The organism is Sulfitobacter sp. 1A13368, from assembly GCF_043557275.1.
GTDB classification, from domain to species: Bacteria; Pseudomonadota; Alphaproteobacteria; order Rhodobacterales; family Rhodobacteraceae; genus Sulfitobacter; species Sulfitobacter faviae.
The window spans coordinates 188,674-211,442 of the sequence record NZ_JBIFFR010000001.1 but is presented as its reverse complement, the minus strand read 5'-3'; the positions used below and the strand labels follow the sequence as shown (position 1 = coordinate 211,442).

General features: G+C 64.4%; 22 protein-coding genes and 1 riboswitch. Of the genes, 15 read left to right on the top strand and 7 right to left on the bottom strand.

The features are described from left to right. Positions 1-12: 12 nt before the first annotated feature. A complete protein-coding gene (locus ACGYK4_RS01010; RefSeq protein ID WP_394454745.1) occupies positions 13-597 on the top strand; it encodes a TetR/AcrR family transcriptional regulator in 585 nt (194 codons plus the stop codon). 19 nt (positions 598-616) lie between these two features. Here the strand turns inward: ACGYK4_RS01010 and ACGYK4_RS01005 are convergent, their stop codons facing one another. Together ACGYK4_RS01005 and ACGYK4_RS01000 are read right to left on the bottom strand one after the other, a co-directional pair. Next, positions 617-1,528, bottom strand: a complete 912-nt coding sequence (locus tag ACGYK4_RS01005; RefSeq protein WP_394454744.1) for a pirin family protein — start codon at positions 1,526-1,528, stop codon at positions 617-619. Positions 1,529-1,622: 94 nt separating this feature from the next. Further along, a complete protein-coding gene (locus ACGYK4_RS01000; RefSeq protein WP_394454743.1) occupies positions 1,623-2,996 on the bottom strand; it encodes an L-serine ammonia-lyase in 1,374 nt (457 codons plus the stop codon). Between the two features lie 253 nt (positions 2,997-3,249). Here ACGYK4_RS01000 and rpiA point away from each other — a divergent pair, with 253 nt between their 5' ends. The 6 genes from rpiA (at position 3,250) to ACGYK4_RS00970 (ending at position 9,718) form a co-directional block, all read left to right on the top strand. Beyond that, on the top strand, positions 3,250-4,038 hold the full coding sequence (gene rpiA / locus ACGYK4_RS00995) for a ribose-5-phosphate isomerase RpiA (protein WP_394454742.1): 789 nt from the start codon (positions 3,250-3,252) through the stop codon (positions 4,036-4,038). Positions 4,039-4,128: 90 nt separating this feature from the next. Then, positions 4,129-5,508 carry a glutathione-disulfide reductase gene (gene gorA / locus ACGYK4_RS00990; protein ID WP_168612717.1) on the top strand — a complete coding sequence of 460 codons (1,380 nt, stop codon included), beginning with the start codon at positions 4,129-4,131 and terminating at the stop codon, positions 5,506-5,508. A gap of 68 nt (positions 5,509-5,576) precedes the next feature. Continuing rightward, complete coding sequence (hflK, locus tag ACGYK4_RS00985; protein WP_394416455.1) at positions 5,577-6,791, top strand: FtsH protease activity modulator HflK; 1,215 nt, start codon at positions 5,577-5,579, stop codon at positions 6,789-6,791. After that, complete coding sequence (gene hflC, locus ACGYK4_RS00980) at positions 6,791-7,858, top strand: protease modulator HflC (RefSeq protein ID WP_394454741.1); 1,068 nt, start codon at positions 6,791-6,793, stop codon at positions 7,856-7,858. The genes hflK and hflC overlap by 1 nt, the downstream gene beginning before the upstream one ends. Then, the gene (locus ACGYK4_RS00975) at positions 7,855-8,049 is read left to right on the top strand and encodes a DUF2065 domain-containing protein (protein WP_394454740.1); all 195 of its coding nucleotides are present in this window, start codon (positions 7,855-7,857) and stop codon (positions 8,047-8,049) included. Before hflC ends, ACGYK4_RS00975 begins: the two co-directional genes overlap by 4 nt. A gap of 235 nt (positions 8,050-8,284) precedes the next feature. Beyond that, entirely contained in the window at positions 8,285-9,718 is a 1,434-nt protein-coding gene (locus tag ACGYK4_RS00970; protein ID WP_394455103.1) for a Do family serine endopeptidase, read from the top strand. Between the two features lie 57 nt (positions 9,719-9,775). Here the strand turns inward: ACGYK4_RS00970 and ACGYK4_RS00965 are convergent, their stop codons facing one another. After that, positions 9,776-10,327 (bottom strand): peptidoglycan-binding domain-containing protein, encoded by a 552-nt coding sequence (locus ACGYK4_RS00965; RefSeq protein ID WP_394454739.1) that lies wholly within the window; start codon positions 10,325-10,327, stop codon positions 9,776-9,778. A 164-nt stretch (positions 10,328-10,491) separates the two neighbouring features. On the opposite strand from ACGYK4_RS00965, the gene ACGYK4_RS00960 reads away from it, so the two are divergent. Together ACGYK4_RS00960 and ACGYK4_RS00955 are read left to right on the top strand one after the other, a co-directional pair. After that, entirely contained in the window at positions 10,492-10,815 is a 324-nt protein-coding gene (locus ACGYK4_RS00960) for a 2Fe-2S iron-sulfur cluster-binding protein (RefSeq protein ID WP_067266186.1), read from the top strand. After that, on the top strand, positions 10,815-11,510 hold the full coding sequence (locus ACGYK4_RS00955) for an FG-GAP repeat domain-containing protein (protein ID WP_394454738.1): 696 nt from the start codon (positions 10,815-10,817) through the stop codon (positions 11,508-11,510). The genes ACGYK4_RS00960 and ACGYK4_RS00955 overlap by 1 nt, the downstream gene beginning before the upstream one ends. Positions 11,511-11,544: 34 nt before the next feature. Here ACGYK4_RS00955 and purD read toward each other — a convergent pair whose 3' ends face one another. Beyond that, entirely contained in the window at positions 11,545-12,810 is a 1,266-nt protein-coding gene (gene purD, locus ACGYK4_RS00950; protein ID WP_394454737.1) for a phosphoribosylamine--glycine ligase, read from the bottom strand. 70 nt (positions 12,811-12,880) lie between these two features. On the opposite strand from purD, the gene xseA reads away from it, so the two are divergent. Continuing rightward, positions 12,881-14,443 carry an exodeoxyribonuclease VII large subunit gene (gene xseA, locus ACGYK4_RS00945; protein WP_394454736.1) on the top strand — a complete coding sequence of 521 codons (1,563 nt, stop codon included), beginning with the start codon at positions 12,881-12,883 and terminating at the stop codon, positions 14,441-14,443. 6 nt (positions 14,444-14,449) lie between these two features. Here the strand turns inward: xseA and ACGYK4_RS00940 are convergent, their stop codons facing one another. After that, entirely contained in the window at positions 14,450-14,839 is a 390-nt protein-coding gene (locus tag ACGYK4_RS00940; protein WP_394454735.1) for a hypothetical protein, read from the bottom strand. A 41-nt stretch (positions 14,840-14,880) separates the two neighbouring features. Then, positions 14,881-15,882, bottom strand: coding sequence for an alkane 1-monooxygenase (locus tag ACGYK4_RS00935; protein WP_394432831.1), 1,002 nt, complete (start codon positions 15,880-15,882; stop codon positions 14,881-14,883). Positions 15,883-16,040: 158 nt separating this feature from the next. On the opposite strand from ACGYK4_RS00935, the gene ACGYK4_RS00930 reads away from it, so the two are divergent. Together ACGYK4_RS00930 and ftsY are read left to right on the top strand one after the other, a co-directional pair. After that, a complete protein-coding gene (locus ACGYK4_RS00930; protein ID WP_394454734.1) occupies positions 16,041-17,753 on the top strand; it encodes an NAD(P)H-dependent oxidoreductase subunit E in 1,713 nt (570 codons plus the stop codon). A gap of 95 nt (positions 17,754-17,848) precedes the next feature. After that, positions 17,849-19,204: a signal recognition particle-docking protein FtsY gene (gene ftsY, locus ACGYK4_RS00925; protein ID WP_394454733.1), complete on the top strand. Its 1,356-nt coding sequence runs from the start codon at positions 17,849-17,851 to the stop codon at positions 19,202-19,204. Between the two features lie 33 nt (positions 19,205-19,237). Here the strand turns inward: ftsY and ACGYK4_RS00920 are convergent, their stop codons facing one another. Further along, positions 19,238-19,723, bottom strand: coding sequence for an MgtC/SapB family protein (locus ACGYK4_RS00920; protein ID WP_394454732.1), 486 nt, complete (start codon positions 19,721-19,723; stop codon positions 19,238-19,240). 63 nt (positions 19,724-19,786) lie between these two features. Here ACGYK4_RS00920 and ACGYK4_RS00915 point away from each other — a divergent pair, with 63 nt between their 5' ends. The 3 genes from ACGYK4_RS00915 to metZ all read left to right on the top strand — a co-directional run bounded on the left by ACGYK4_RS00915 (position 19,787) and on the right by metZ (position 22,699). Then, positions 19,787-20,689, top strand: a complete 903-nt coding sequence (locus ACGYK4_RS00915) for a DMT family transporter (protein WP_271693343.1) — start codon at positions 19,787-19,789, stop codon at positions 20,687-20,689. A 10-nt stretch (positions 20,690-20,699) separates the two neighbouring features. Beyond that, positions 20,700-21,305, top strand: a complete 606-nt coding sequence (locus tag ACGYK4_RS00910) for an inner membrane-spanning protein YciB (RefSeq protein WP_394454731.1) — start codon at positions 20,700-20,702, stop codon at positions 21,303-21,305. 62 nt (positions 21,306-21,367) lie between these two features. Further along, positions 21,368-21,444, top strand: a riboswitch (SAM riboswitch). Between the two features lie 64 nt (positions 21,445-21,508). Further along, a complete protein-coding gene (gene metZ, locus ACGYK4_RS00905) occupies positions 21,509-22,699 on the top strand; it encodes an O-succinylhomoserine sulfhydrylase (RefSeq protein ID WP_067262840.1) in 1,191 nt (396 codons plus the stop codon). Positions 22,700-22,769 lie beyond the last annotated feature (70 nt).

Sequence of the window (22,769 nt, the reverse complement as noted above, 5' to 3'; positions counted from 1 at the left end):
TAAATTGCTGCCATGGCAAGAACCACAGGCTCCCACTCCGATATCACCGGCCCGCGTGTCCGGGCAGCCGCGCTGCGGCTTTTCGCACGGGGTGGCTATGCCGCCGTGTCCATGCGCGCCATCGCCGCCGAAGTCGGTGTGCAGGCCGGGGCGCTCTATAACTACACGCCCGACAAGCAGAGCCTGCTGTTCGACCTGATGCAGGCGCATATGACCGACCTGCTGGCCGAAACACCCCATGACCCCAACCGCTCCGCCATGCAGCAGTTGCAGGATTTCGTGGCCTTCCATATCCGTTTTCACGCGGATCGGCCCGATGAGGTTTTCATCGCCTATATGGAGTTGCGCAATCTGACGGAGCAGAATTTCGCCGTGATCGAGCGCCTGCGCCGCGACTATGAGGACCGGTTGGAGACGATCCTGCGTGCCGGGGTGGCGAGCGGCGATTTCGCCGTCGCCGATACCAAGATCGTGACACTGGCGATTATCGCCATGCTGACCGGGGTGAACACTTGGTACCGCGCGGGCGGACGGCTGTCGCTGGACGAGGTCGTGGCGCAATATTGGGATATGGTGCGCAAGGCCGTGACCGTCTGAGCGGCCACGGCCCTTTGGGTCAATGGGCGGGGCGGATGAAGGTCCCGTTGTTCAGATCCCGCATCGCCTGCTGTATCTGGGCGCGGGTGTTCATCACGATCGGCCCGTGCCACGCCACCGGCTCTTCAATCGGCGCGCCCGAGATCAGCAGGAAGCGTACGCCGTCCTCACCGGCCTGAACCGTCACCTCATCGCCGGTGCCAAAGCGGATGAGCGTGCGGTCCCCGGACATGTCGCGGATGTTGACCTCCTCGCCGGCGACCTCCTTCTCCAGCAGCACGCCCGAAGGGGCGGAGGCATCGGCGAAAGCGCCCGCGCCTTGGAAGACATAGGCAAAGGCCCGGCGGTAGGTGTCGATCGGAAAGGTCTTTTTCACGCCCGCAGGCACGAAGATATCCAGATACTGCGGATCGGCGGCGATGCCGTCGACGGGGCCGCGTTTGCCCCAGAACTCGCCCGTGATAATCTTGACCCTTGTGCCGTCATCATCGGTCACCACCGGGATCTCGGCGGATTTCATATCCTGATAGCGCGGCGCGGTCATCTTCTGCGCCGAGGGCAGATTGCCCCATAGCTGGAAGCCATGCATCTGCCCCTTGGCATTTCCGCGCGGCATTTCTTGGTGCAGGATGCCCGATCCGGCGGTCATCCACTGCACGTCGCCCGCGTTCAGATCACCGGTATTGCCGAGCGAATCCGCATGGGCCACGGTGCCTTCGAGCACATAGGTAATCGTCTCGATCCCGCGGTGCGGGTGCCAAGGGAAGCCTTTCTCGAAGTCGCGCGGATGCTCGTTGCGGAAGTCGTCGAACAACAGAAAGGGGTCAAGCTCCGACGGGTCGTGGAAGCCGAAAGCGCGGTGCAGTTTCACCCCGGCGCCTTCCATCGTGGGCGTGGCGCGGCGGGTTTCCAATGTGGGTCTGAGGGACATGATGCTCTCCTTTGCGGTTGCTTAGAAGATAGGCGGTGGCGGTCACCTCAACAATTGGCCCTGCCGAACGGGGCCTGTGCAAATTTGCGCAGCTTCAGCAATTCGGCACATTCACCGCCAATCCGCCGAGGGAGGTTTCCTTATACTTCTCGCTCATGTCCGCGCCGGTCTGGCGCATGGTCTCGATACAGGCATCGAGCGGCACGAGATGCGTGCCGTCGCCGCGCAGTGCCAGAGATGCCGCCGAGACCGCCTTGATCGCGCCCAAGCCGTTGCGCTCGATACAAGGCACCTGCACCAGCCCTTTGACGGGGTCGCAGGTCATGCCGAGGTGATGCTCCAGCGCGATTTCGGCGGCGTTTTCGATCTGCTGCGGGGTGCCGCCCATCACAGCGCATAGCCCGGCGGCGGACATGGCGGCGGCGCTGCCGACTTCGGCCTGACAGCCCGCCTCGGCCCCCGAAATGGAGGCGTTGTATTTCACCAGCCCGCCAATCGCGGCGGCGGTGAGTAGGAAGTCTTCGATATGCGCCTCAGACGCGCCGGGGACATGGTCGAGGTAATAGCGCACGGTGGCGGGCATCACACCTGCGGCCCCGTTGGTCGGCGCGGTCACGACCTGCCCGCCTGCGGCGTTCTCCTCGTTCACCGCCATGGCATAGACGCTCATCCAATCGTTGATCGTATGCGGGGCGGATTGGTTCTGTCCGCGCTCCGCCATCAGCGCGTCGTAGATGCCCTTGGCGCGGCGTTTTACCTGCAACCCACCGGGCAGGGTGCCTTCGGAGGTTAGCCCCCGGTCGATGCAGTCGCGCATGACCTGCCACAGCCGTTTCGACCCGGCGCGCAGGTTCTCGGCCCCGCCACGCGCCTCTTCATTGGCGCGTTTCATACCCGCGATGGTTTTGCCAGATTTGGCCGACATCTCAAGCATTTCCGCGGCGGACTTGAAGGGGAAGGGCACCGGCGCGCCCTCATCCGTGTCCTTGCCTGCGGCCAGTTCCTTTTCGGTCATCACGAAGCCGCCGCCGATGGAATAATAGGTCTCGCGTAAGGTCACGTCGCCTTGGGCATCGGTGGCCATCAGCATCATGCCGTTGGCATGGCCCGCAAGCTTGGTGTCGTAGTCAAAGATCATGTCGCGCTCAGGGTCGAAACGCAGTTCGGGCAGACCGTCGACGTTGATGCGGCGGGTCTGTTTGATCTCTTCCAACACCTTTTCGGCGGCATCGGCGTCATAGTCCTCGGGCGTGAACCCGGCGAGGCCGAGGATCGTGGCGCGGTCGGTCGCATGGCCGACGCCGGTAAAGGCGAGGCTGCCGTGGAGCGAGGCGCGCAGACCGGCGAATTGGAAGGGCGATGCGCGCATCTGGTCAAGGAAACGCCCCGCCGCCACCATCGGCCCCATGGTATGCGAAGACGAGGGGCCGATGCCCACTTTGAACATGTCGAAGACCGAAAGAAACATCAGATGGCGGACCCTTTTATGGTTGCGGGTGGCGGGCGCGGTGGGACGGGTATCGCCCAGACCTCTGGCGCATTGCAAGCGACCTAGGCCCGATCCAACCATTTCCCGCCACCCCGCGGCGCGCCGAAAGCGACAGGCCGTGCGCTCTGCCCGTCCTGTCGCCACGCGGCACCGCCAAAAACCGCCGACTTGCCCCTCGCACCCTATGCCAATTCGCCCTATAACGCGGCAAACGCCTGCAAGGGAGCACCCGATGTCCGGAGACCTATCACCGATCGACAAGGCCAAATTCGTGGCCGCGAAACGGTCGTGCGAATTCGTGGAAGACGGGATGCGCGTGGGGCTTGGCACCGGATCGACGGCGGCGTGGCTGGTGCGCTGTCTGGGCGAGATGGTGCGCGACGATGGGCTGCGGATCAAAGGCGTGCCGACCTCCTCGCGCACCGCGCAACTGGCGCGGGATGTGGGGATCGAGGTGATCTCGCTCGATGAGGCGAAATGGCTTGATCTGACGATTGACGGGGCAGATGAATTTGACGGCGACCTGAACCTCATCAAGGGCGGCGGCGGGGCCTTGCTGCAAGAAAAGATCGTGGCGACGGCCAGCGACCAGATGGTGGTGATCGCCGATATCGGCAAAGAGGTGCATCATCTGGGTGCATTCCCCCTGCCGATCGAGGTGATTCCCTTTGGCTGGCAGACCACGCAGGCGCTGGTCGAAGAGACGCTGATCTCGATGGATGTGCTTGGCCAAAGCTCGACCCTGCGGATGAATGGCGAGGTGCCTTTTATCACCGACGAGGGGAACTATATCCTAGACCTGCGGCTGGGGCGCATCGGCAACGCACGGCAATTGGCGCTGGTGCTGAACCAGATGCCCGGCGTGGTGGAAAACGGCCTGTTCATAGATATCTGTGACGCGGTTGTGATCGGTTACGGGGATGGCAGGGTAGAGGTGCGCGACATAAATGAAGGCACCGTGGCGACCGACCGTTTGGAATTCGTCGAGACCGACAACCTGTTTTCCGACCTGAGCGATTAACGCCGACACAGCGAGACACGCGCGACCCCGCGCAACACCGAAATATGCGCGATCCCGCGCAAGACCCAAAACGACTAAGAGAGGCGCCAAATGGCCAAGAATGAATTCGACTACGACCTGTTTGTCATCGGTGGCGGCTCGGGCGGTGTGCGCGCGGCGCGTGTCGCGGCGGGCGAACATGACGCCAAGGTCGGTCTGGCCGAGGAAGACCGCTATGGCGGCACCTGCGTGATCCGGGGCTGCGTGCCCAAAAAGCTGATGGTCTTTGCCTCGGGCTATGCCGATGTGGTGGATGAGGCGAAGTGCTTTGGCTGGGATCTCAAGGCTGGGCCGTTTGACTGGCATGACTTCAAGGGCCGTCTGAACACTGAGTTGGACCGTCTCGAAGGTGTCTATCGCAAGCTTCTGAAGAACTCCGGCGTTGACACATTCGACGCCCGCGCGCGGATCAAGGACCCCCATACCGTCGCGCTCTCCGACGGGACCGAGAAGACCGCGAAACACATCCTCATCGCCAGCGGCGGTCGCCCCGTGCGCCCCGAGATCGAGAATGCGGAACTGGGGCTGGTCTCTGACGATCTGTTCCACCTTGAAAAGCTGCCCAAGTCGATCCTGATCATCGGCGGCGGCTATATCGCCTGTGAATTCGCCTGTATCCTCAATGGTTTGGGTGTCGAAGTGACGCAATACTACCGCGGCGCGCAGATCCTGCGCGGCTTTGACGACGAAGCCCGAGGCATGGTGGCCGAGATGATGCAGGAAAAGGGGATCGACCTGCATCTTGGCACCAACATTCTGGAGATGACGCCCAGCCACGAAGACGGCAGCGGCCCGATGAAGGTCAAGCCGACCAACGGCACCGAAAAGATGTTCGACCAAGTGCTCTTTGCCACGGGCCGTCGCCCCAATAGCGATGACATGGGGCTGGAAGACCTGGGCGTGAAACTGGGCCGCAGCGGTGAGATCGAGGTGGATGAATACAGCCAGACGGCGGTGCCTTCCGTCTATGCCATCGGCGACGTGACCAACCGCATCAACCTCACCCCCGTGGCGATCCGCGAGGGCATGGCTTTTGTCGAGACCGTCTTTGGCGGCAACCCGACGCCGGTGGATCATGATCTGGTGCCTTCGGCGATCTTCACCCAACCCGAGATGGGCACCGTGGGGCTGAGCGAGGAGGCCGCGCGGGAGGCGGGGCCGATTGAGGTCTATGCGACCTCTTTCAAACCGATGCAGGGCGCCTTTGCGGGCAAGGCCGACCGGGTGCTGATGAAGCTCATCGTCTGCGCCGACACGCGGGTGGTGCTGGGCTGTCATATCGTCGCACCCAACGCGGGCGAATTGATCCAGATGGTTGGCATCGCGGTCAAGATGGGCGCCACGAAAGAGCAGTTCGACGCCACATGCGCGGTGCACCCGACCATGTCCGAAGAACTGGTGACCATGCGTAATCCGACTCGCACGGCTTGAATATCACGCGAAAGCGTACAATTTTTGGAACGATAGGCCGCATGGGCGGCCCAGAGGGGAACATATCAATGGCAGGAAATTCGCAAGGCCCCTGGGGGGGCGGCGGAGGCGGCAACCGGGGCAACGGCGGAGACCGGGGCAACGGGGGTCGCAACGACGGGCCGCAGGGTCCACGCGGGCAGGGCGGTGACCGCCCCCAGATGCCCGAGATCGACGATCTGGTGCGCAAGGGGCAAGAGCAACTGCGCGTCTTGATGGGGGGGCGCGGCGACGACCGGGGCAATGGCACCGGCGGCGGCGGTCGCGGCTCTGGTGGGCCGGGCGTGACACGTTCAACCCTTGGCATCGCGCTTTTGGCGGGTGTGGCGCTTTGGGGCTTTGCCAGCTTCTACACCGTGCGGCCCGAACAGCAGTCGATCGAACTGTTCTTGGGCGAATTTTCCGGCATCGGCACCGAGGGTTTGAACTTTGCCCCATGGCCGCTGGTCACGGCGGAGGTATTCGACGTCACCACCAACCGCACCGAGGAGTTGGGCGTGCGGCGCGGCGGCGGCGGCAACGAAGGCTTGATGCTGACCACGGACGAGAACATCGTCGACATCGACTTCCAAGTGGTCTGGAACATCAAGAACGCGCGCGACTTCAAATTTTCGCTGCGCGATCCCGAAGCCTCGGTCAGGGCGATCTCGGAATCCGCCATGCGTGAAGTCATCGCGCAGTCCGAACTGGCGCCGATCCTCAACCGGGATCGTGGTGCGGTGGCGGATCGGGTGAAGGAGTTGATCCAGAACACCCTCGACAACCGCAACACCGGCATCAACGTGCTGCGTGTCAACGTGAACAAGGTCGACCCGCCCAGCCAGACCGTGCAGGTCACCGATGCCAATGGCAACACCACCACGCAGTCTGTCGTCGATGCTTTCCGCGACGTGCAAGCCGCCGAGCAGGAGCGTGACCGGGTGGAACGTCAGGCTGACGCCTATGCCAACCGGCGCACTGCCGAGGCACGCGGTGAATCCGCGCAGCTTCTGGAAGCAGCCGAAGGTTACCGCGCCCGCGTCGTGAACGACGCTGTGGGTGAGGCCAGCCGCTTTGAAGCCGTGTTGGAAGAATACCGCAACGCCCCCGATGTGACGCGCAAACGTCTATATCTTGAGACCATGGAAAAGGTGCTGGGCGACGTGGATAAAATCATCCTCGAAAACGGCAGCGGCCAAGGTGGGCAGGGCGTCGTTCCCTATCTGCCACTCAATGAATTGCGGCGCGGCGGAGGGTCGAACTGATGCGGAAAACAAGTCTTATCATTCCCATCTTGGTGATCGCCATCGTGGGTGTCCTTTCGGCTGTCTTTGTCGTGGACGAGCGTGAAAAAGCGCTGGTGCTGCGTTTCGGCCAGATCAAACAGGTCCGCAACGAGCCGGGCATTGGGTTCAAAGTCCCGCTTTTGGATGAGGTCGTGCGCTACGAAGACCGCATCCTGTCGCTGGAAACCCCGGTGATCGAAGTCACCCCCGCCGATGACCGGCGCCTTGAGATCGACGCCTTCGTGCTCTACCGCATCGACGATATGGTGCAGTACCGGCAAGCTCTGGGTGCGGGCGGTGAACGTCAGGCCGAAAGCGAGATGGGCGGCATCATGGAAAGCCAAATCCGTGCCGTGCTTGGTTCGCAGGGCGTGACATCCAACACCATCCTGTCGCCCGAACGGGCCGACCTGATGGAGCAGATCCGTGTTCGCGCCGATGCACGCGCGCAGGCGCTTGGCCTCAAGGTGGTGGATGTGCGTCTGCGTCAGACAAACCTGCCCGAGCAGAACTTCGACGCGACCCTGCAACGGATGATCGCCGAGCGTGAGCGTGAAGCGACCGACGAACGCGCCCGTGGCCGCGAAGCCGCGCAGCGTGTCATCGCCCTTGCCGATCGTACCTACGAAGAGATCCTCTCGGAGGCCCGCCGTGACGCGCGGATCATCGAAGGTGAGGCGGACGCGCAGCGGAACAACATCTTCGCGCAGGCCTATGGCAAGGATCAGGAATTCTTTGAATTCTACCGCTCGCTCAGCGCCTATGAGCAGGCTTTGCAGGGGCAGAACTCCACCATGGTGATGTCGCCGGATAGTGAGTTCTTTAACTACCTGCGGTCGGATCGCAGCGCCACGACCTCGGTCGATGCGGTTGCACCACCGCAGACCCCTGCCGCTGATGCGCCCGCGGCTGAGCCTGCGCCGGAGGCAGATAACGCCGCCGCGGTAGAGGATACGCAGGAGGAGGCCGCCCCCGCGGCCCCCGCCACGCCAGCCCCCGCCGCACCGGAGGCTGAGACAGATCTGCCAGCGGCGCTGGAAGAATGACGCTGGTTCTACTGGCTCTAGGGTCGGTTCTGATTTTCGAGGGGCTGGTGTACGCACTGGCCCCTTCGTTTTTGGAACAGATGCTCGAAATGCTCCGCCGCATCCCAGAGGCCGCGCTGCGCCAGCTTGGCGCGCTGGCGGTGGTGGCCGGGTTGATCTTGGTTTGGCTCTCCTTTCAACTGGGGTTGTGACGCCGCGCAGGCGGGGTGAAACGGCGTCCGTTTTGCCCACGACCTCGCAGGCCGGGGTCGCAAATCGTCACACTCCCACCCGTTGAAATGCCCGTGATCGGCCCCATCTTTGCTGTTGCAGCCCGTCCTTTCGGAATGCACTCTGCCCACGTTGGCAACAACAGGAACAATCAGGAGACGATGAATGCAGGCCAAGGCGGTTTCCCTGTCCACAACAGCACAACACACCCAATGGATGCGAGCGATGGCGATGGGGGTGATGGCGCTGACCCTCCTGATCCTGCAAGCCAGCATGGCGCTGGCCAAACCCGAAAGCCTCGCCCCGCTGGCCGAAAAAATTAGCCCCTCGGTGGTCAATATCACCACCTCTACCACGGTTGAGGGCCGCACCGGGCCGCAGGGCATCGTGCCCGAAGGCTCGCCCTTCGAAGACTTCTTTCGCGAGTTTCAGGACCGCAACAATGGTGAGGGCAACCGGCCCCGCCGTTCCTCGGCCCTTGGCTCGGGTTTCGTGATCTCCGAAGACGGCTATGTTGTGACCAACAACCACGTGATCGAAAGCGCGGATGAGATCACCATCGAATTCTTCTCGGGCGAGGAATTGATTGCCGAGGTCATCGGCACCGACCCTAAGACCGACATCGCGCTTTTGAAGGTCGAAGCGGACGCGCCGCTGCCCTTCGTCTCTTTCGGTGACAGCAACGCCGCGCGGGTGGGGGACTGGGTGATTGCCATGGGCAACCCGCTCGGACAGGGCTTCTCGGTCTCAGCTGGCATCGTGTCAGCGCGCAACCGGGCGCTGTCGGGCACCTATGACGATTACATTCAGACCGATGCCGCGATCAACCGGGGCAACTCCGGCGGTCCGCTGTTCAACATGGATGGCGAGGTGATCGGGGTGAACACCGCGATCCTGTCGCCCAACGGCGGCTCGATCGGGATCGGTTTCTCGATGGCATCGAACGTGGTCACCCGCGTGATCGACCAGTTGCAGGAATACGGCGAAACCCGCCGCGGCTGGCTGGGCGTGCGCATTCAGGACGTGACCGATGACGTGGCCGATGCCATGGGCCTCAAGAAAGCCGTCGGCGCCCTGATCACCGATGTGCCCGAGGGGCCTGCGCGTGAGGCGGGGCTCAAGACCGGTGACGTGATCAAATCCTTCGACGGTGTCGAAGTGGTCGATACCCGTGGTCTTGTCCGTCAGGTGGGCAACAGCCCCGTGGGCGCGACGGTGCGCGTGACCGTGCTGCGTGACGGCAAGACCCAAACCATAAAGGTTGTACTTGGCCGCCGCGAAGAGGCCGATGGCGCGGTTCCCGCCGGTATGGACGAGAACGCCGATGAGGGGGCCGAGGCCGAGCCGCAGTCGACCATGCTGATGGGCCTGACCCTGATGCCGCTTACGGATGATCTGCGCGCCGAACTGGGGGCCGATGACGGTATGACCGGCCTTGCCGTGACGGATGTGGATCAGACGTCGGAGGCCTTTGAGAAGGGTCTGCGCATGGGCGACATCATCACCGAAGCGGGGCAGGAGCAGGTGTCGAGCATCGCCGACCTCGAAGCCCGGATCGAGGCGGCAAAAGAGGCGGGCCGCCGGTCTCTGCTGCTGTTGGTCCGCCGCGGAGGCGACCCGCGTTTTGTGGCACTCTCACTGGCCGAGTGACCTAGCATCAAGGTTTGGGGAAGGGCGCCTGCGGGGCGCCCTTTTTCGTTTCTGAGGTCAGCCGCCCTGTCGCGGCACCGTCACAAGCCCAAGCGCGCGGGCGGTATTGAGCGACAGCACCTCGCTGTTCGGCCCTTGCCGCGCCTGATAGCGCCGCACCGCTTGCCGCGTGGCCGCGTCCATTTCACCCGTGATCGGCCCTGCGTAGAACCCGCGCGCCTCTAGCGCCCGTTGCAGGCTGCTGTTGAACTCGGGCGTCAGCACATCGGGGCAGGGGGTTTCGAACCAATTGTCGACCCGTGCGCGCACGATCTCTTGCCGGGTCTCGGTCTTGTAGACGGGCGGTTTGGCGATGCTGCCATCGGGGTTCATCTTGGCCGGGGTCACTTCGACCTGTTCGGTCACCGTCTCGATCACCGCAGGGCTGACCGTGCGGCCCCAGCAGCTTCCCTCCGGCGCGCCTGCGGGGCCGTTGCGGGTGGCCTCCAACACTCCCGGCTCGGGGCGGGGCGTGGCCGGTGCCCCTGTCTCGCAACCCGCCAAGGCCGCGACGGTCAGCAGCAAAGCGGCGCAGCGCCGCGCGGTTCTGAGGGGGAGGGGCTGTATCATGCCGGTCTCTCGGGCTCGCCTGTTGTTCGCGGGCAGACTAGCCGGATGCGTGGGCCTTGCCCACCGCAATGTCGGGCGCGCCGTGACCTTGCGAAAAGGGGGCTGGAACCGGCTGCCATAGCCCGCTAAACAAGGCCGAACTTTTAGGACGAAAGGGCATCATCATGGCCAAAATCACCTATGTCGAACACTCCGGCACCGAACATGTGGTCGAGGTGGCCAATGGTCTCACCGTCATGGAAGGCGCGCGGGACAATAACATTCCCGGCATCGAAGCCGACTGTGGCGGGGCCTGCGCCTGCTCCACCTGCCATGTCTATGTCGATCCGGCCTGGGCCGAGAAACTGCCGCCGATGGACGACATGGAAGAAGACATGCTCGACTTCGCCTTCGAGCCCGATCCCGCGCGCTCGCGTCTGACCTGCCAGATCAAGGTCACCGATGCGCTGGACGGTCTGCGCGTGCAGATGCCAGAAAAGCAAATCTGATGCGGGCGATCGGCGCGGCATTGCTGGCGCTGATTGCAACAGATGCGGCGGCGGAGACGATCACCGCCGCGCATTACATCGCGCCCACGGGGCGCTATGCCCATGGCATTCTTGGCGACGCGCTGGAATGGGGCGGCTTGCAGGTCTCTCTGACAGATGGCGGTGCGCGGCGCTTCCATCTGCCGCGCGACCATGTTTTCGAAGATATCGCCCCCCGGCTCGTGGATGTGACCGGCGATGGCGCGCCCGAGGTTCTGGTGGTCGAGACGGACGTCAATCGTGGCGCGGCGCTGGCGATCTATGGCCCCGAGGGCAAGATCACCGAGACCTCGCATATCGGCCAGAGCAACCGGTGGCTCGCCCCCATAGGTGCCGCCGATCTGGATGGCGATGGCGCTGTCGAGATCGCCTATGTCGACCGGCCGCATCTGGCGCGGGTGCTGCGGGTCTGGCGCTTTGCCGATGGGCGGCTCAGCGAAGTCGCGCAAATGACGGGGCTGACCAATCATCGCATCGGAGAGCGGCATATCTCAGGCGGTCTGCGCGATTGCGGTGCGGGGCCGGAAATGGTGCTGGCGGATGCCGACTGGCAGCATGTGGTGGGGGTGCGCCTGACAGGCGGACAGCTGACGCGGCGCGATATTGGCCCCTTCGCGGGGGCCGAGAGCTTTGCCAAGGCGCTGGCCTGTGAATGAGAGGCGGCTGCGGCTCTGGTAGAGCCGCCACCCGTCAGCTCAGCGCGCGCCAGCCGATGTCGCGGCGGCAGAACCCTTCGGGCCAATCGATCCCATCGACCATCGCATAGGCACGCTCTTGCGCCTCGGCCAGCGTGGCCCCGCGTGCGGTGACGTTCAGCACGCGCCCGCCATTGGCCAAGATCGCCCCGTCCTGCGCCTTGGTGCCTGCGTGGAACACCATATTCGCGCTGTCCTCTGGGAGGGCGGAGAGGCCCTTGATCTCACTGCCCTTTTCATAGTCACCGGGGTAGCCTTTGGCGGCCATCACCACGGTCAGCGCGTGATCTTCGGCCCAGTTCACCTGCATATCGGCAAGCGCCCCCTTGGCCGTGGCCTGCATCAGGTCGAACGCTTGCGCGCCGAGGCGCATCATCAGCACTTGGCATTCCGGATCACCGAAACGGACATTGTATTCCACGAGACGCGGCTGGCCGTCTTTGATCATCAAACCGGCATAGAGCACGCCCTGATAGGGCATCCCGCGTTTCGCCATCTCGGCCATACAGGGGCGGATGATCTCATTCAGCGCGCGTTCGGCGATCTCGTCGCTCAGCACCGGGGCGGGGGAATAGGCGCCCATGCCGCCGGTGTTAGGGCCGCTGTCGCCTTCGCCGACGCGCTTGTGGTCTTGGGCCGTGCCGATGGGCAGCACCGTCTCCCCGTCGCAGAGCACGAAGAAAGACGCCTCTTCGCCTTCCATGAACTCTTCGATCACGACCTCGGCGCCTGCCTCGCCAAAGGCGCCGTCAAACATCTCATCCACGGCGGCGAGGGCTTCGGCGTCACTCATGGCGATGATGACACCCTTGCCCGCCGCCAGACCGTCGGCCTTGATCACAATCGGCGCGCCTTGCTTTTCGACATAGGCGCGGGCGCTGGCGGCATCGGTGAAATGGCCATAGCCCGCCGTGGGTGCATTGCAGGCGTCGCAGATTTCCTTGGTGAAGGCTTTGGAAGCTTCCAGCGCCGCTGCCGCTTTGGAGGGGCCAAAGACATCGAAACCCGCCGCGCGCAGATCGTCGCCCACACCCGCGGCGAGGGGCGCTTCGGGGCCGATGATGACGAAATCGATGTTATTTCCCTCGCAGAAGGCCACAACCGCCGCGCCATCCATGATGTCGAGCTTGGCGCATTGCGCGATGGCGGCGATGCCCGCGTTGCCCGGTGCCACGATCAGCTTGTCGCATTTGGGGTTCTGCATAACCGCCCAAGCAAGTGAATGTTCGCGGCCACCGCTGCCGAGGATCAGGATATTCATGCCGCGCACTCCCTTGGACTTCGTTGCTCCGCGTTCTAAGCTGGGGGGCCCACAGACACAAGGTGCCCAGATGGATCTGTTCGACGACCCCGCCCCCGGTGGCAACAGCCCCGAATTCACGGTGACCGAGCTTTCGGGCGCGATCAAACGGGTGATCGAGGGGGAGTTCGGCCATGTGCGGATTCGCGGTGAAGTGGGCCGCGTCAGCCGCCCGCGCTCGGGGCATGTCTATCTCGACCTCAAGGATGACCGCTCGGTCATCTCGGGCGTGATCTGGAAAGGCGTGACCGCGCGGCTTGAGACTCAGCCCGAAGAGGGGATGGAGGTCATTGCCACCGGGCGCATCACCACCTTTGGCGGTCAGTCGAAATATCAGATCGTCATTGAGGACATTAAACCGGCGGGCATGGGCGCGCTGATGGCGCTGTTGGAGAAACGAAAGGCGGCGCTGGCGGCGGAGGGGCTGTTCGCCCCCGAACGCAAACGCCCGCTGCCCTATCTGCCTGAGATCATCGGCGTTGTGACCTCGCCCTCGGGGGCGGTGATCCGTGACATTCTGCACCGGCTGCGGGATCGTTTCCCGCGCAAGGTGTTGGTCTGGCCGGTCGCCGTTCAGGGCGCGCAATGCGCGCCCGAGGTGGTGCGCGCCATCCAAGGGTTCAACCGGCTCACCCCCGGTGGCGCATTGCCCCGGCCCGAGTTGATCATCGTGGCCCGTGGCGGTGGCTCGGTCGAAGACCTCTGGGGCTTTAACGAGGAAAGCGTCGCGCGCGCGGCGGCGGCGTCGGACATCCCGCTGATCTCTGCCGTGGGGCATGAGACCGACACGACGCTGATCGACTTCGTCTCGGACAAGCGCGCGCCCACGCCCACGGCAGCGGCAGAGCTTGCCGTGCCGGTGCGGCATGAGCTGGCAGCGTGGCTGGAGGGGCAGGGCGCGAGGATGCGGCAGGCGCTGAGCCAAGGGTTGACCCGCCGGGGCCAGCGGATGCGGGATCTGGCGCGGGCCTTGCCCCGGGCCGACACGCTGCTGGAGGGGCCGCGCCAGCGACTTGATCGCGGGGGGGAGAAACTGGCCCCTGCGCTGATCGCAGGCGTCCAAGGGCGCCGCGTCAAGCTGGCCGATATGTCTGGCGCTCTGCGCCCCGGCACCCTGCGCCGCCAGTTAGAGGCGGATCGCCAACGTCTGGCGCAGCTCTCGGCGCGGCTCGACCCCGCGTGGCAACGCAATCTGGCCGGACAGCGCGAGCGGCTGGCCGCGCGGATTGACCGGTTCCACCCCGAGGTGCTGCACCGTCAGATCCTCCGCCGCCGGGAGCGGCTTTTGGACCGCACGCAAACCTTCCGCCCCGAGGTTCTGCGCCGCGACCTCTCGCGCCAAGACCAACGGTTGAAAGAGGTGCTGGCCCGGCTGGCGCGCGCAGGCCGCGCCGATCAGGACCGCCGCCGCCGCCAGATCGCCGCGATGGGCCGCACGCTCGGCACGCTCGGCTATCGCGAAACGCTGGCCCGTGGTTTCGCCGTGGTGCGGGGCGACGGTGATGTGGTGACCAGCGCGGAGGCTGCCAAGAAGGCGGCGCATTTGGAGATCGAATTCGCCGACGGTCGGCTGCCGGTCAAAGGCGAGGGCTGAACCCGCTTAGACCCCGACTTCCGGCCCGAGGCAGAGCAGCGGATCGGTCCTCTCTCGTGCCTCGTAAAGCTCGGTCTGGGCCGGATCATTCTCGAACCGCGCCACCAGTCCGGTCGGGCTTTCGGTAAAGCTCCAGCATTGCGGGGTGGGGTCGTCTTCGTAGACAAAGCAGATCAGCCCATCGGCCTCATACCAGCGCCCCTCTTTGCAGTGGCCATCGAGAAAGGACCACTGTACGCGCCGGTCCTCGTGGTAGATTTCCGCCCCATAAGGCGCGCCGGATTGGCCGAAGTAGAGGGTTTTGCCCTCAGTATAGTCTTCGAACTCCGCCGCCGCCATCTCGGCCAAGGCAGGCAGGGGAAGGAGAGTGCAGATCAGGGCAAAGGCATGTCTCATGCCACGAGCCTGCCAGAAGCGCGCGCCCCGCGCCAGTGGGGTCAGCGCTGATGCCACCGCGCCACGCGCCGGTCCATCACCCGCCGCCACAGCGGGGGGACGAGGGCGATCACCGCCATCACGGGCAGGGAATAGGGCAGTTTCGGCATCTCTGGCGTCACCTCCAGCGCCGGGAAGGCGCGGGCGGGGCGCATGTGGTGGTCCGAATGGCGCGGGGCGTTCAGCATCATCGCGGCGGAGTACCATTTCGGCGCGTTCCAACTGTGCAGCGGGCCCATCGGCTCGAACCGGCCATCGGGGCGCTGCTCTCGCCGGAGCCCATAGTGCTGCACATAGTCCGACAGCAGCAGTTGCATCTGTGCATAGGCTGCCAGCCCGATATAGGCGAGCAGCCCGGCGACCCCGCCCAGCAGCAGCGCCGTGAGCAGCGCCAGCGCCGCGCCAGTGAGGTAGAGCGTGTAAGGGTGCAGCCCCTGCGGCCCCGTCGTGCGCGCCCGCTGCGCACTGTCGGCCTGCCACCCGGCGCGAAACTCCCCCCAGCTTGCGCTCAGCAGAAACCGCCAGAACCCCATGCCCTTGGGGGCGGAGTTGGGATCAGCCGGGGTGGCGGCGGCGGGATGATGCACCCGCAGATGGGCAGAGACGTGATGCCCGTGCAGCAGCGAGATATAGATCGCCGTGCCGATCCGCCGGGGCAGGCGGCGGCTGGCGTGGATCAACTCATGGGCGTTGGAATTGCTGATCTGGCCCAGAAACAGGCCAAGGGCGGCAAAGATCAGGGCGCGGTCCAACGCCTCAAGATGCGGGGCTGCGCCAATTGCCCAGACCCCGAGCGGCAGCAGCAGGAAATGCGTGGCGGCCAAGGTCAGCGTCAGGGCGCGGCCTGAGCTGTCGGAAAGGCGCAGGGCGCGGCCCAACCGGTCCATGAAGGCCACATGCACCGTGATCGACAACAGTGCCAGCACGGGCCAGACCCCGCCCCAGAGGGCGGCGGCGGCGATCAACACCGCCGGTGTCAGACTTGCGATCACATACCACAGCATGCGTTTTCCCCTGCGACCCCGGCCAATCGGCTCGGCCCCCGTATTCTGCCCGCCGCAGGGGCCGCGCACAACGCAAACACCCGCGCGATTGTCGCTTTTTGATCGCGCCTAGGGCTTTGGATTTGTTACCAAGGCGGAAAGCAAGGCGGGGGAAAGACATGGCGCTGGACGATCACGGCAAGGCTGCGGCGGGGGAGCCGCGAAAGGGCGTTTGGAAATCCGGCAAGGGCAAGGGGCGGCATCACCCCAAGGGGCGGCAGTTGCAGGATACGGCGTGGGATGAGGTCCGCGCGCTGTTGGGCGACCGCCCGCGCGCCCGCGATCTGCTGATCGAGTTTCTGCATCTGATCCAAGACCGCTTTGGCCACCTGTCGGCCGCGCATCTGCGCGCCTTGGCCGAAGAGATGCGCCTGTCGATGGCCGAGGTCTATGAGGTCGCCAGTTTCTACGCTCATTTCGACGTGGTGAAAGAGGGCGAGACCCCGCCGCCCGCGCTGACCATCCGTGTCTGCGATTCGCTGTCTTGTGAGTTGGCCGGGGCGCAGGCCTTGAAAACCGCGTTGGAGGAGGGTTTGGACCCGACCGAAGTGCGCGTCTTGCGCGCGCCCTGCATGGGGCGCTGCGACACGGCGCCGGTGCTGGAACTGGGGCATAACCATATCGACCACGCGACGCCCGAGAAAGTGCTGGCGGCAATTGGTGCCGGAGATACCCATGCCCAGCTGCCTGACTATGAGGCTTACGAAACCTACGCGGCATCAGGGGGTTACGACGCGCTGTTGAACCTGCGTCAGGGGGGCGATTGGGAAGAGGTGCAGGAGCAATTGTTAGAGGCCGGGCTGCGCGGTCTTGGCGGGGCTGGTTTCCCCTCGGGCAAGAAATGGGGCTTCGTGCGCGGCAACCCCGGCCCGCGTTATCTGGCGGTAAATGGCGATGAGGGCGAGCCGGGCACCTTCAAGGATCGCTGGTATCTTGAACGTAGGCCGCATCTCTTCCTCGAAGGCATGTTGATCGCCGCTTGGGCGGTGGAGGCGGAGAAGGTCTTTCTCTACATGCGCGACGAATACCCGGCGGTGCTGGAGATCCTGCGCCGTGAGATCGCCGCTCTGGAAGGCGCGGGCCTCATCGCGCCCGGCTATGTCGATCTGCGGCGTGGGGCGGGGGCCTATATCTGTGGCGAGGAAAGCGCCATGATCGAAAGCATCGAAGGCAAGCGTGGGTTGCCGCGCCACCGCCCGCCCTATGTGGCGCAAGTGGGTGTCTTTGGCCGCCCGACCTTGGTGCATAACGTCGAGACTCTGCATTGGATCGCCCGCATCTGCCGCGAGGGGCCGCAGGTGTTGAACGGGGTCGAAAAGAATGGCCGCAAAGGGCTGCGCAGCTATTCCGTATCGGGCCGTGTGGCGCGCCCGGGGATGTATCTGCTGCCCGCAGGCTCGACCATCACCGATATCATCGCGGCGGCGGGGGGCATGGCAGAGGGCCATCTGTTCAAAGCCTATCAACCGGGTGGGCCGTCCTCGGGGCTTTTGCCCGCGTCGATGGCGGATCTGCCGCTGGACTTTGACACGTTGCAGCCGCATGGGTCTTTCATCGGCTCGGCGGCGGTGGTTGTCCTGTCGGAACACGACAGCGCGCGGGCCGCCGCCCTCAACATGTTGCGGTTTTTCGAGGATGAAAGCTGTGGCCAATGCACGCCCTGCCGGGTCGGCTGTGAAAAGGCGGTGAAGCTGATGCAGGAGGACCGCTGGGACCAAGACCTGCTGGAGGCGTTGTCGACCGCCATGGTCGATGCCTCGATCTGCGGGCTGGGGCAGGCGGCGCCGAACCCGATCCGGCTGGTGATGCAGCATTTCCCCGATGAAATCTGACCCCGCCCCCTCCCGGCGGGCTTGATCTGCCCGGGCGCCCTTCCATCTGCGCGGGCAAGCCTATAGATCAAGACGAAACTGCATGGGAGACGCCGATGGCCTTCTTCACGAAGCTCAAGGACCGCTTGTTCAAATCCTCGTCCAAACTCGACGAGGGGTTGGAGGCAATCGTCAGCGATGGCGGAGAGGCGGAGGCCGAAGCCGCCCCCGTGGATGCGGTGATGGACCAGCCCGGCGCGGCCTCTGACGTGATGCCCGACGGGCAGGAGGACAGCGGCCCGATGTTGGCGGCAGAGCGGGAGGCGGTGGAAGAGCCGACCCCCGCGCCTGAACCCGTCCCGGAACCCGAGACGCTCCCAGAGCCCGAGCCGCAGCCTGCGCCTGAACCGCAGCCCGAACCGGCTGAGCCCCAGCCGGACCGCACGCCCGCGCAGGAACCGCCCGCCGCTGACCCCGAGCCTGCACCGACCCCGGAGGAAGTTCCCGCGGCGACCGACCTGCGCCAAGCGATGACCCCCGTCGCCCCGGCGCTGGACGAATCCCCGGGAGAGGCCGCCCCCGCCAAACCGGGCATTCTGGGCCGCCTCATGGGCCGCAGTGCCGCACAGCCCGTGGTGCGCCGGACGCTCGATGACGAGATGCTCGAACAGCTCGAAGAGTTGTTGATCAGCGCGGACATGGGCGTCGACACGGCGCTGCGGGTCACCGCGAATATGGCCGAAGGGCGCTTTGGCAAAAAACTCTCGGTGGCTGAGATCAAACAGCTGCTCGCCAGCGAAGTCAGCCGCATCATGGAGCCTGTGGCTCGGCCCCTGCCGCTCTATGCCAAGACCCCGCAGGTGGTGCTGGTGGTCGGCGTGAACGGCTCGGGCAAGACCACGACCATCGGCAAATTGGCCTCGCAATTCCGTGCGGCGGGCAAGAAGGTCGTGATCGCCGCCGGTGACACGTTCCGCGCCGCCGCGGTGGAGCAATTGCAGGTCTGGGGCGAACGCGCAGGCGTGCCCGTGCTGACCGCGCCCGAGGGCAGCGACCCCGCGAGCCTTGCGTTTGACGCCATGGGCCGCGCGCAGGAAGAGGGGGCCGATCTGCTGTTGATCGACACGGCAGGCCGTTTGCAAAACCGGGGCGACCTGATGGAGGAACTGGCCAAGATCGTGCGCGTCATCCGCAAGAAGGATGAGACCGCGCCGCATAACACCCTATTGGTGCTGGATGCGACGACAGGGCAGAACGCGGTCAATCAGGTGAAGGTTTTCCAAGAGATCTCCGATGTCAGCGGTCTGGTGATGACCAAGCTTGACGGCACCGCCAAGGGCGGCGTGCTGGTGGCGCTGGCGGATCGCTTTGGCCTGCCCATTCATGCCGTGGGTGTTGGTGAGCAGATTGACGATCTGTCGCCCTTTGACCCGGATGAATTCGCCGCCGCTTTGGTGGGCACGGATGGCTGAGAGTACACTGGCCGCCGAAAGTGGCGGCCCTGTTCAGTCATGGGTGCCAAGCTTCCGCTCGATCCAGCGCAGAACGGTGAGAACCAGCACCACGACCCCTGCGGTCAAACAGGCCAGCAGGATTTGCCCCGCGCCGCAGGACAGGCCGATGGCCCCGGCCAGCCACATCGACGCGCCGGTGGTGATGTTGCGCACCTCGCCGTTCGAGGTGAAGATGATCCCCGCCGCGAGGAAGGCGACACCTGCGGTCACCGCCTCAATGAGGCGCAATGGATCGAAGCGCATTTGGTCGCCATCGCCAAACTCCAGACTGCCAAGCTCTTGCCCAATGATGATGAAGAGACAGGCGGCGATGGCCACCATGATATGGGTCCGCAGCCCCGCAGGCTTGTCGCGCCGCTCGCGCTCATACCCGACGATACCCGCCAAAAAGGCCGCCATGACCAGCCGCGCCGCGGCCACGGTAACCGGCACTTTCGAAAAACTGTGGGTGAGATCCGCGATCAGGCTTTCAAACATGGAATTTCCGTTGGTTATAAAGGCTTTGAAGTATAAACCTCTCGCCGCGGTGGTGGTTCCGCGATGACCGATTGGATCCTGTCGATCGAAGGCACCCCCGCGGGCCATACCGCGGCCCTGTGGCTAGCGCTTTCCGCAGCCTTCCTGCACGCGGTTTTCGGCGCCCTGCAAAAGGGGCGACATGATCCTTGGCTCACGCGCGGGGCGATTGATGTCTCCTATGGCGTGATGGCCGCGCCCTTTGCGCTGTTCGTCGTGCCTTGGCCCGAACCGCATATGTGGGTGATCTTCCTCGGCGCTTTCGTGATCCATGTGATCTACAAGCTGTTGCAGGCATGGGCCTATACCAAGGGCGCCTATACGGTGGTCTACCCGGTGGTGCGCGGCACGGGGCCGCTCTTTGCCGTGGTCGGCGCCTATTTGATCTTTGGTGAGCGGTTCAACGCGGTGCAGTGGCTTGGGGTGGCGGTGCTGCTAAGCGGTATCTTCGGCCTTGCCCTCTATAATCTGCGCAATCTGGTCGCCGCGCGCGATACGCTGCACGCAGCGCTCGGGCTGGCGGTGCTGACGGGCTTGTTCGTGGCGCTTTACACCACATATGACGCATACGGCATCCGCGCCACGGCGGATCCTTTCACCTTCCTCGCATGGTTTTTCATGATCGACGGGTTGGTGATGCCGGTGATCGCATGGCGGCGCTGGCACGCGATGGAGAACCCGCCCGAGGTGGCGCCGCTGATGCTGCGCGGCTTTATCGGCGGGATCATCGCTTTTGCGAGTTTCGGGTCGGTCATGCTGGCCACGCGGCTCGACAAGGTGGGCGAGGCGGCGGTGCTGCGCGAGACCTCGACCGTCTTTGCCGCGCTGATCGGGGTGCTGGTGCTGAAAGAAACCGTCGGCCCGCGCCGCATCGCGCTGATGGCGCTGATCGCAGCCGGGGCGGTGATTGTTGAAATGGGCGGCTGAAGGAACAGGCATGTCAGAACCAAGAGAGATCAACCCAATGCTGCGGGCAGGCTTGGAATACGGGCCGGTCTTGGCCTTCCTCGTGGCCTATCTGTGGCTCAAGGATAACACCTACACTTTCGGCGGGACGGAGTATGACGGCTTTATCGTCGTCACCGCGATGTTCGTGCCGCTGCTGGTACTCTCGACCGGCGCGCTTTGGGCGCTGACGGGCAAGCTCAGCCGGATGCAGGTCGCCACCGTGGTGCTGGTGGTGATCTTTGGCGGGTTGTCGGTCTGGCTGAACGATGACCGCTTCTTCAAGATGAAGCCGACGCTGATCTATGTGCTCTTCGGCGGCCTTTTGGCGGTCGGCCTGCTGCGCGGGCAATCCTATCTGAAATACGTCATGGAAGAGATGATGCCCCTGCGCGATGAGGGCTGGATGCTGCTGACCAAACGGCTGACGTATTTCTTCTTTGGTCTGGCGCTGGCGAATGAGGTGATTTGGCGGTTCTTCTCGACCGACACATGGGTCTACTTCAAGACCTTCGGCCTGACGGCGGCGATTTTCGTTTTCTTCATGGCGCAGGGCAAGCTGTTCGAAGCCTACGGCGAGAAGAAAGACCAAGGCTGATCCGCTCAAATTTAACGAAGGCCCTACGCGAAACTGTTGACCTGTAGCGCCGCGCGGCGTAATCCACCCCGCGTGGCGATTTGTTACCGGATTGTGGGCCACGTTAAACATGCCGCTAAAAGGTCAGGATGAAAGACCCCTTTCGCTTGGCCGCGTCTGGGGTTTTTTTATGCCCGCGAGGTCGGGCCGGAAGGATGAGATTGATGAGCAACGACCGTCACGCGCGCACCCAAGCGATCCACGCAGGCACCCGCCGCAGCCAATATGGCGAGGTGAGCGAAGCGATCTACCTGACCCAAGGTTTCGTCTATGACAGCGCCGAACAGGCCGAGGCGCGTTTCGAAGAGATCGGCCCGGATGAGTTCATCTATGCCCGCTATGGCAACCCCACGGTCGCCATGTTCGAGGACCGCATCGCCACTTTGGAAGGGGCCGAAGATGCCTTTGCCACCGCCAGCGGCATGGCGGCGGTCTCGGGCGCGCTGATCTCGATGCTGAAGGCGGGCGATCATGTCGTCTCGGCCCGGGCGCTATTCGGCTCTTGTATCTATGTGCTGGAAGAGATCCTTGGCCGCTACGGGGTGGAGGTTACTTTCGTCGACGGCAGCGACCTCTCCGCTTGGGAGGCCGCGATCCGCGAGGACACCCGCGCGGTGTTTTTTGAATCCGTGGCCAACCCCACGCTTGAGGTGATCGACATCGAGGCCGTGGCCAAGCTTGCCCATGCCAAGGGCGCGCTGGTGGTGGTCGACAATGTCTTTGCCACGCCGGTCTTTTCGCGCGCGATCTCGCAGGGCGCGGATGTGGTGGTCTATTCCGCGACCAAACATATCGACGGGCAGGGTCGTGCGCTCGGCGGTGTTGTGCTGGGCAGCCGCGAGTTCATCCGCGGCACGCTTGAGCCTTACATGAAACATACCGGCGGCTCGATGAGCCCCTTCACGGCTTGGATCATGCTCAAAGGGTTGGAGACCATCGACCTGCGGGTGCGGGCGCAGGCGGCCAGCGCACAGGAATTGGCCGAGGCGCTGGAAGGTCACGCGGCACTGGCGCGGGTGCTTTACCCGGGCCTTGCGGGCCATGCGCAGAACGCACTGGCGATGCGCCAGATGGGGGCAGGGGGCACGGTGCTGTCCATCGACCTCAAGGGCGGCAAGGCGGCGGCTTTCGCTTTCCTGAATGCGTTGCAGGTGGGGGTGATCTCAAACAACCTTGGCGACGCCAAGACCATCGTCACCCATCCGGCCACCACCACCCACCAGCGTCTGCCGCAGGACACCAAAGACCTCTTGGGCATCACGCCGGGGCTGGTGCGGATCAGCGTAGGGCTGGAATATAGCGGCGATCTCAAGGCGGATCTGCTGCAAGCCTTGGACGCGGCGGCGCAAGCCTGACCTGATGTGTCGTGGGCGCGGTGGCATTTTGGCCCCGCGCATCATACATTGAGAGCGACAGACCGGAGGG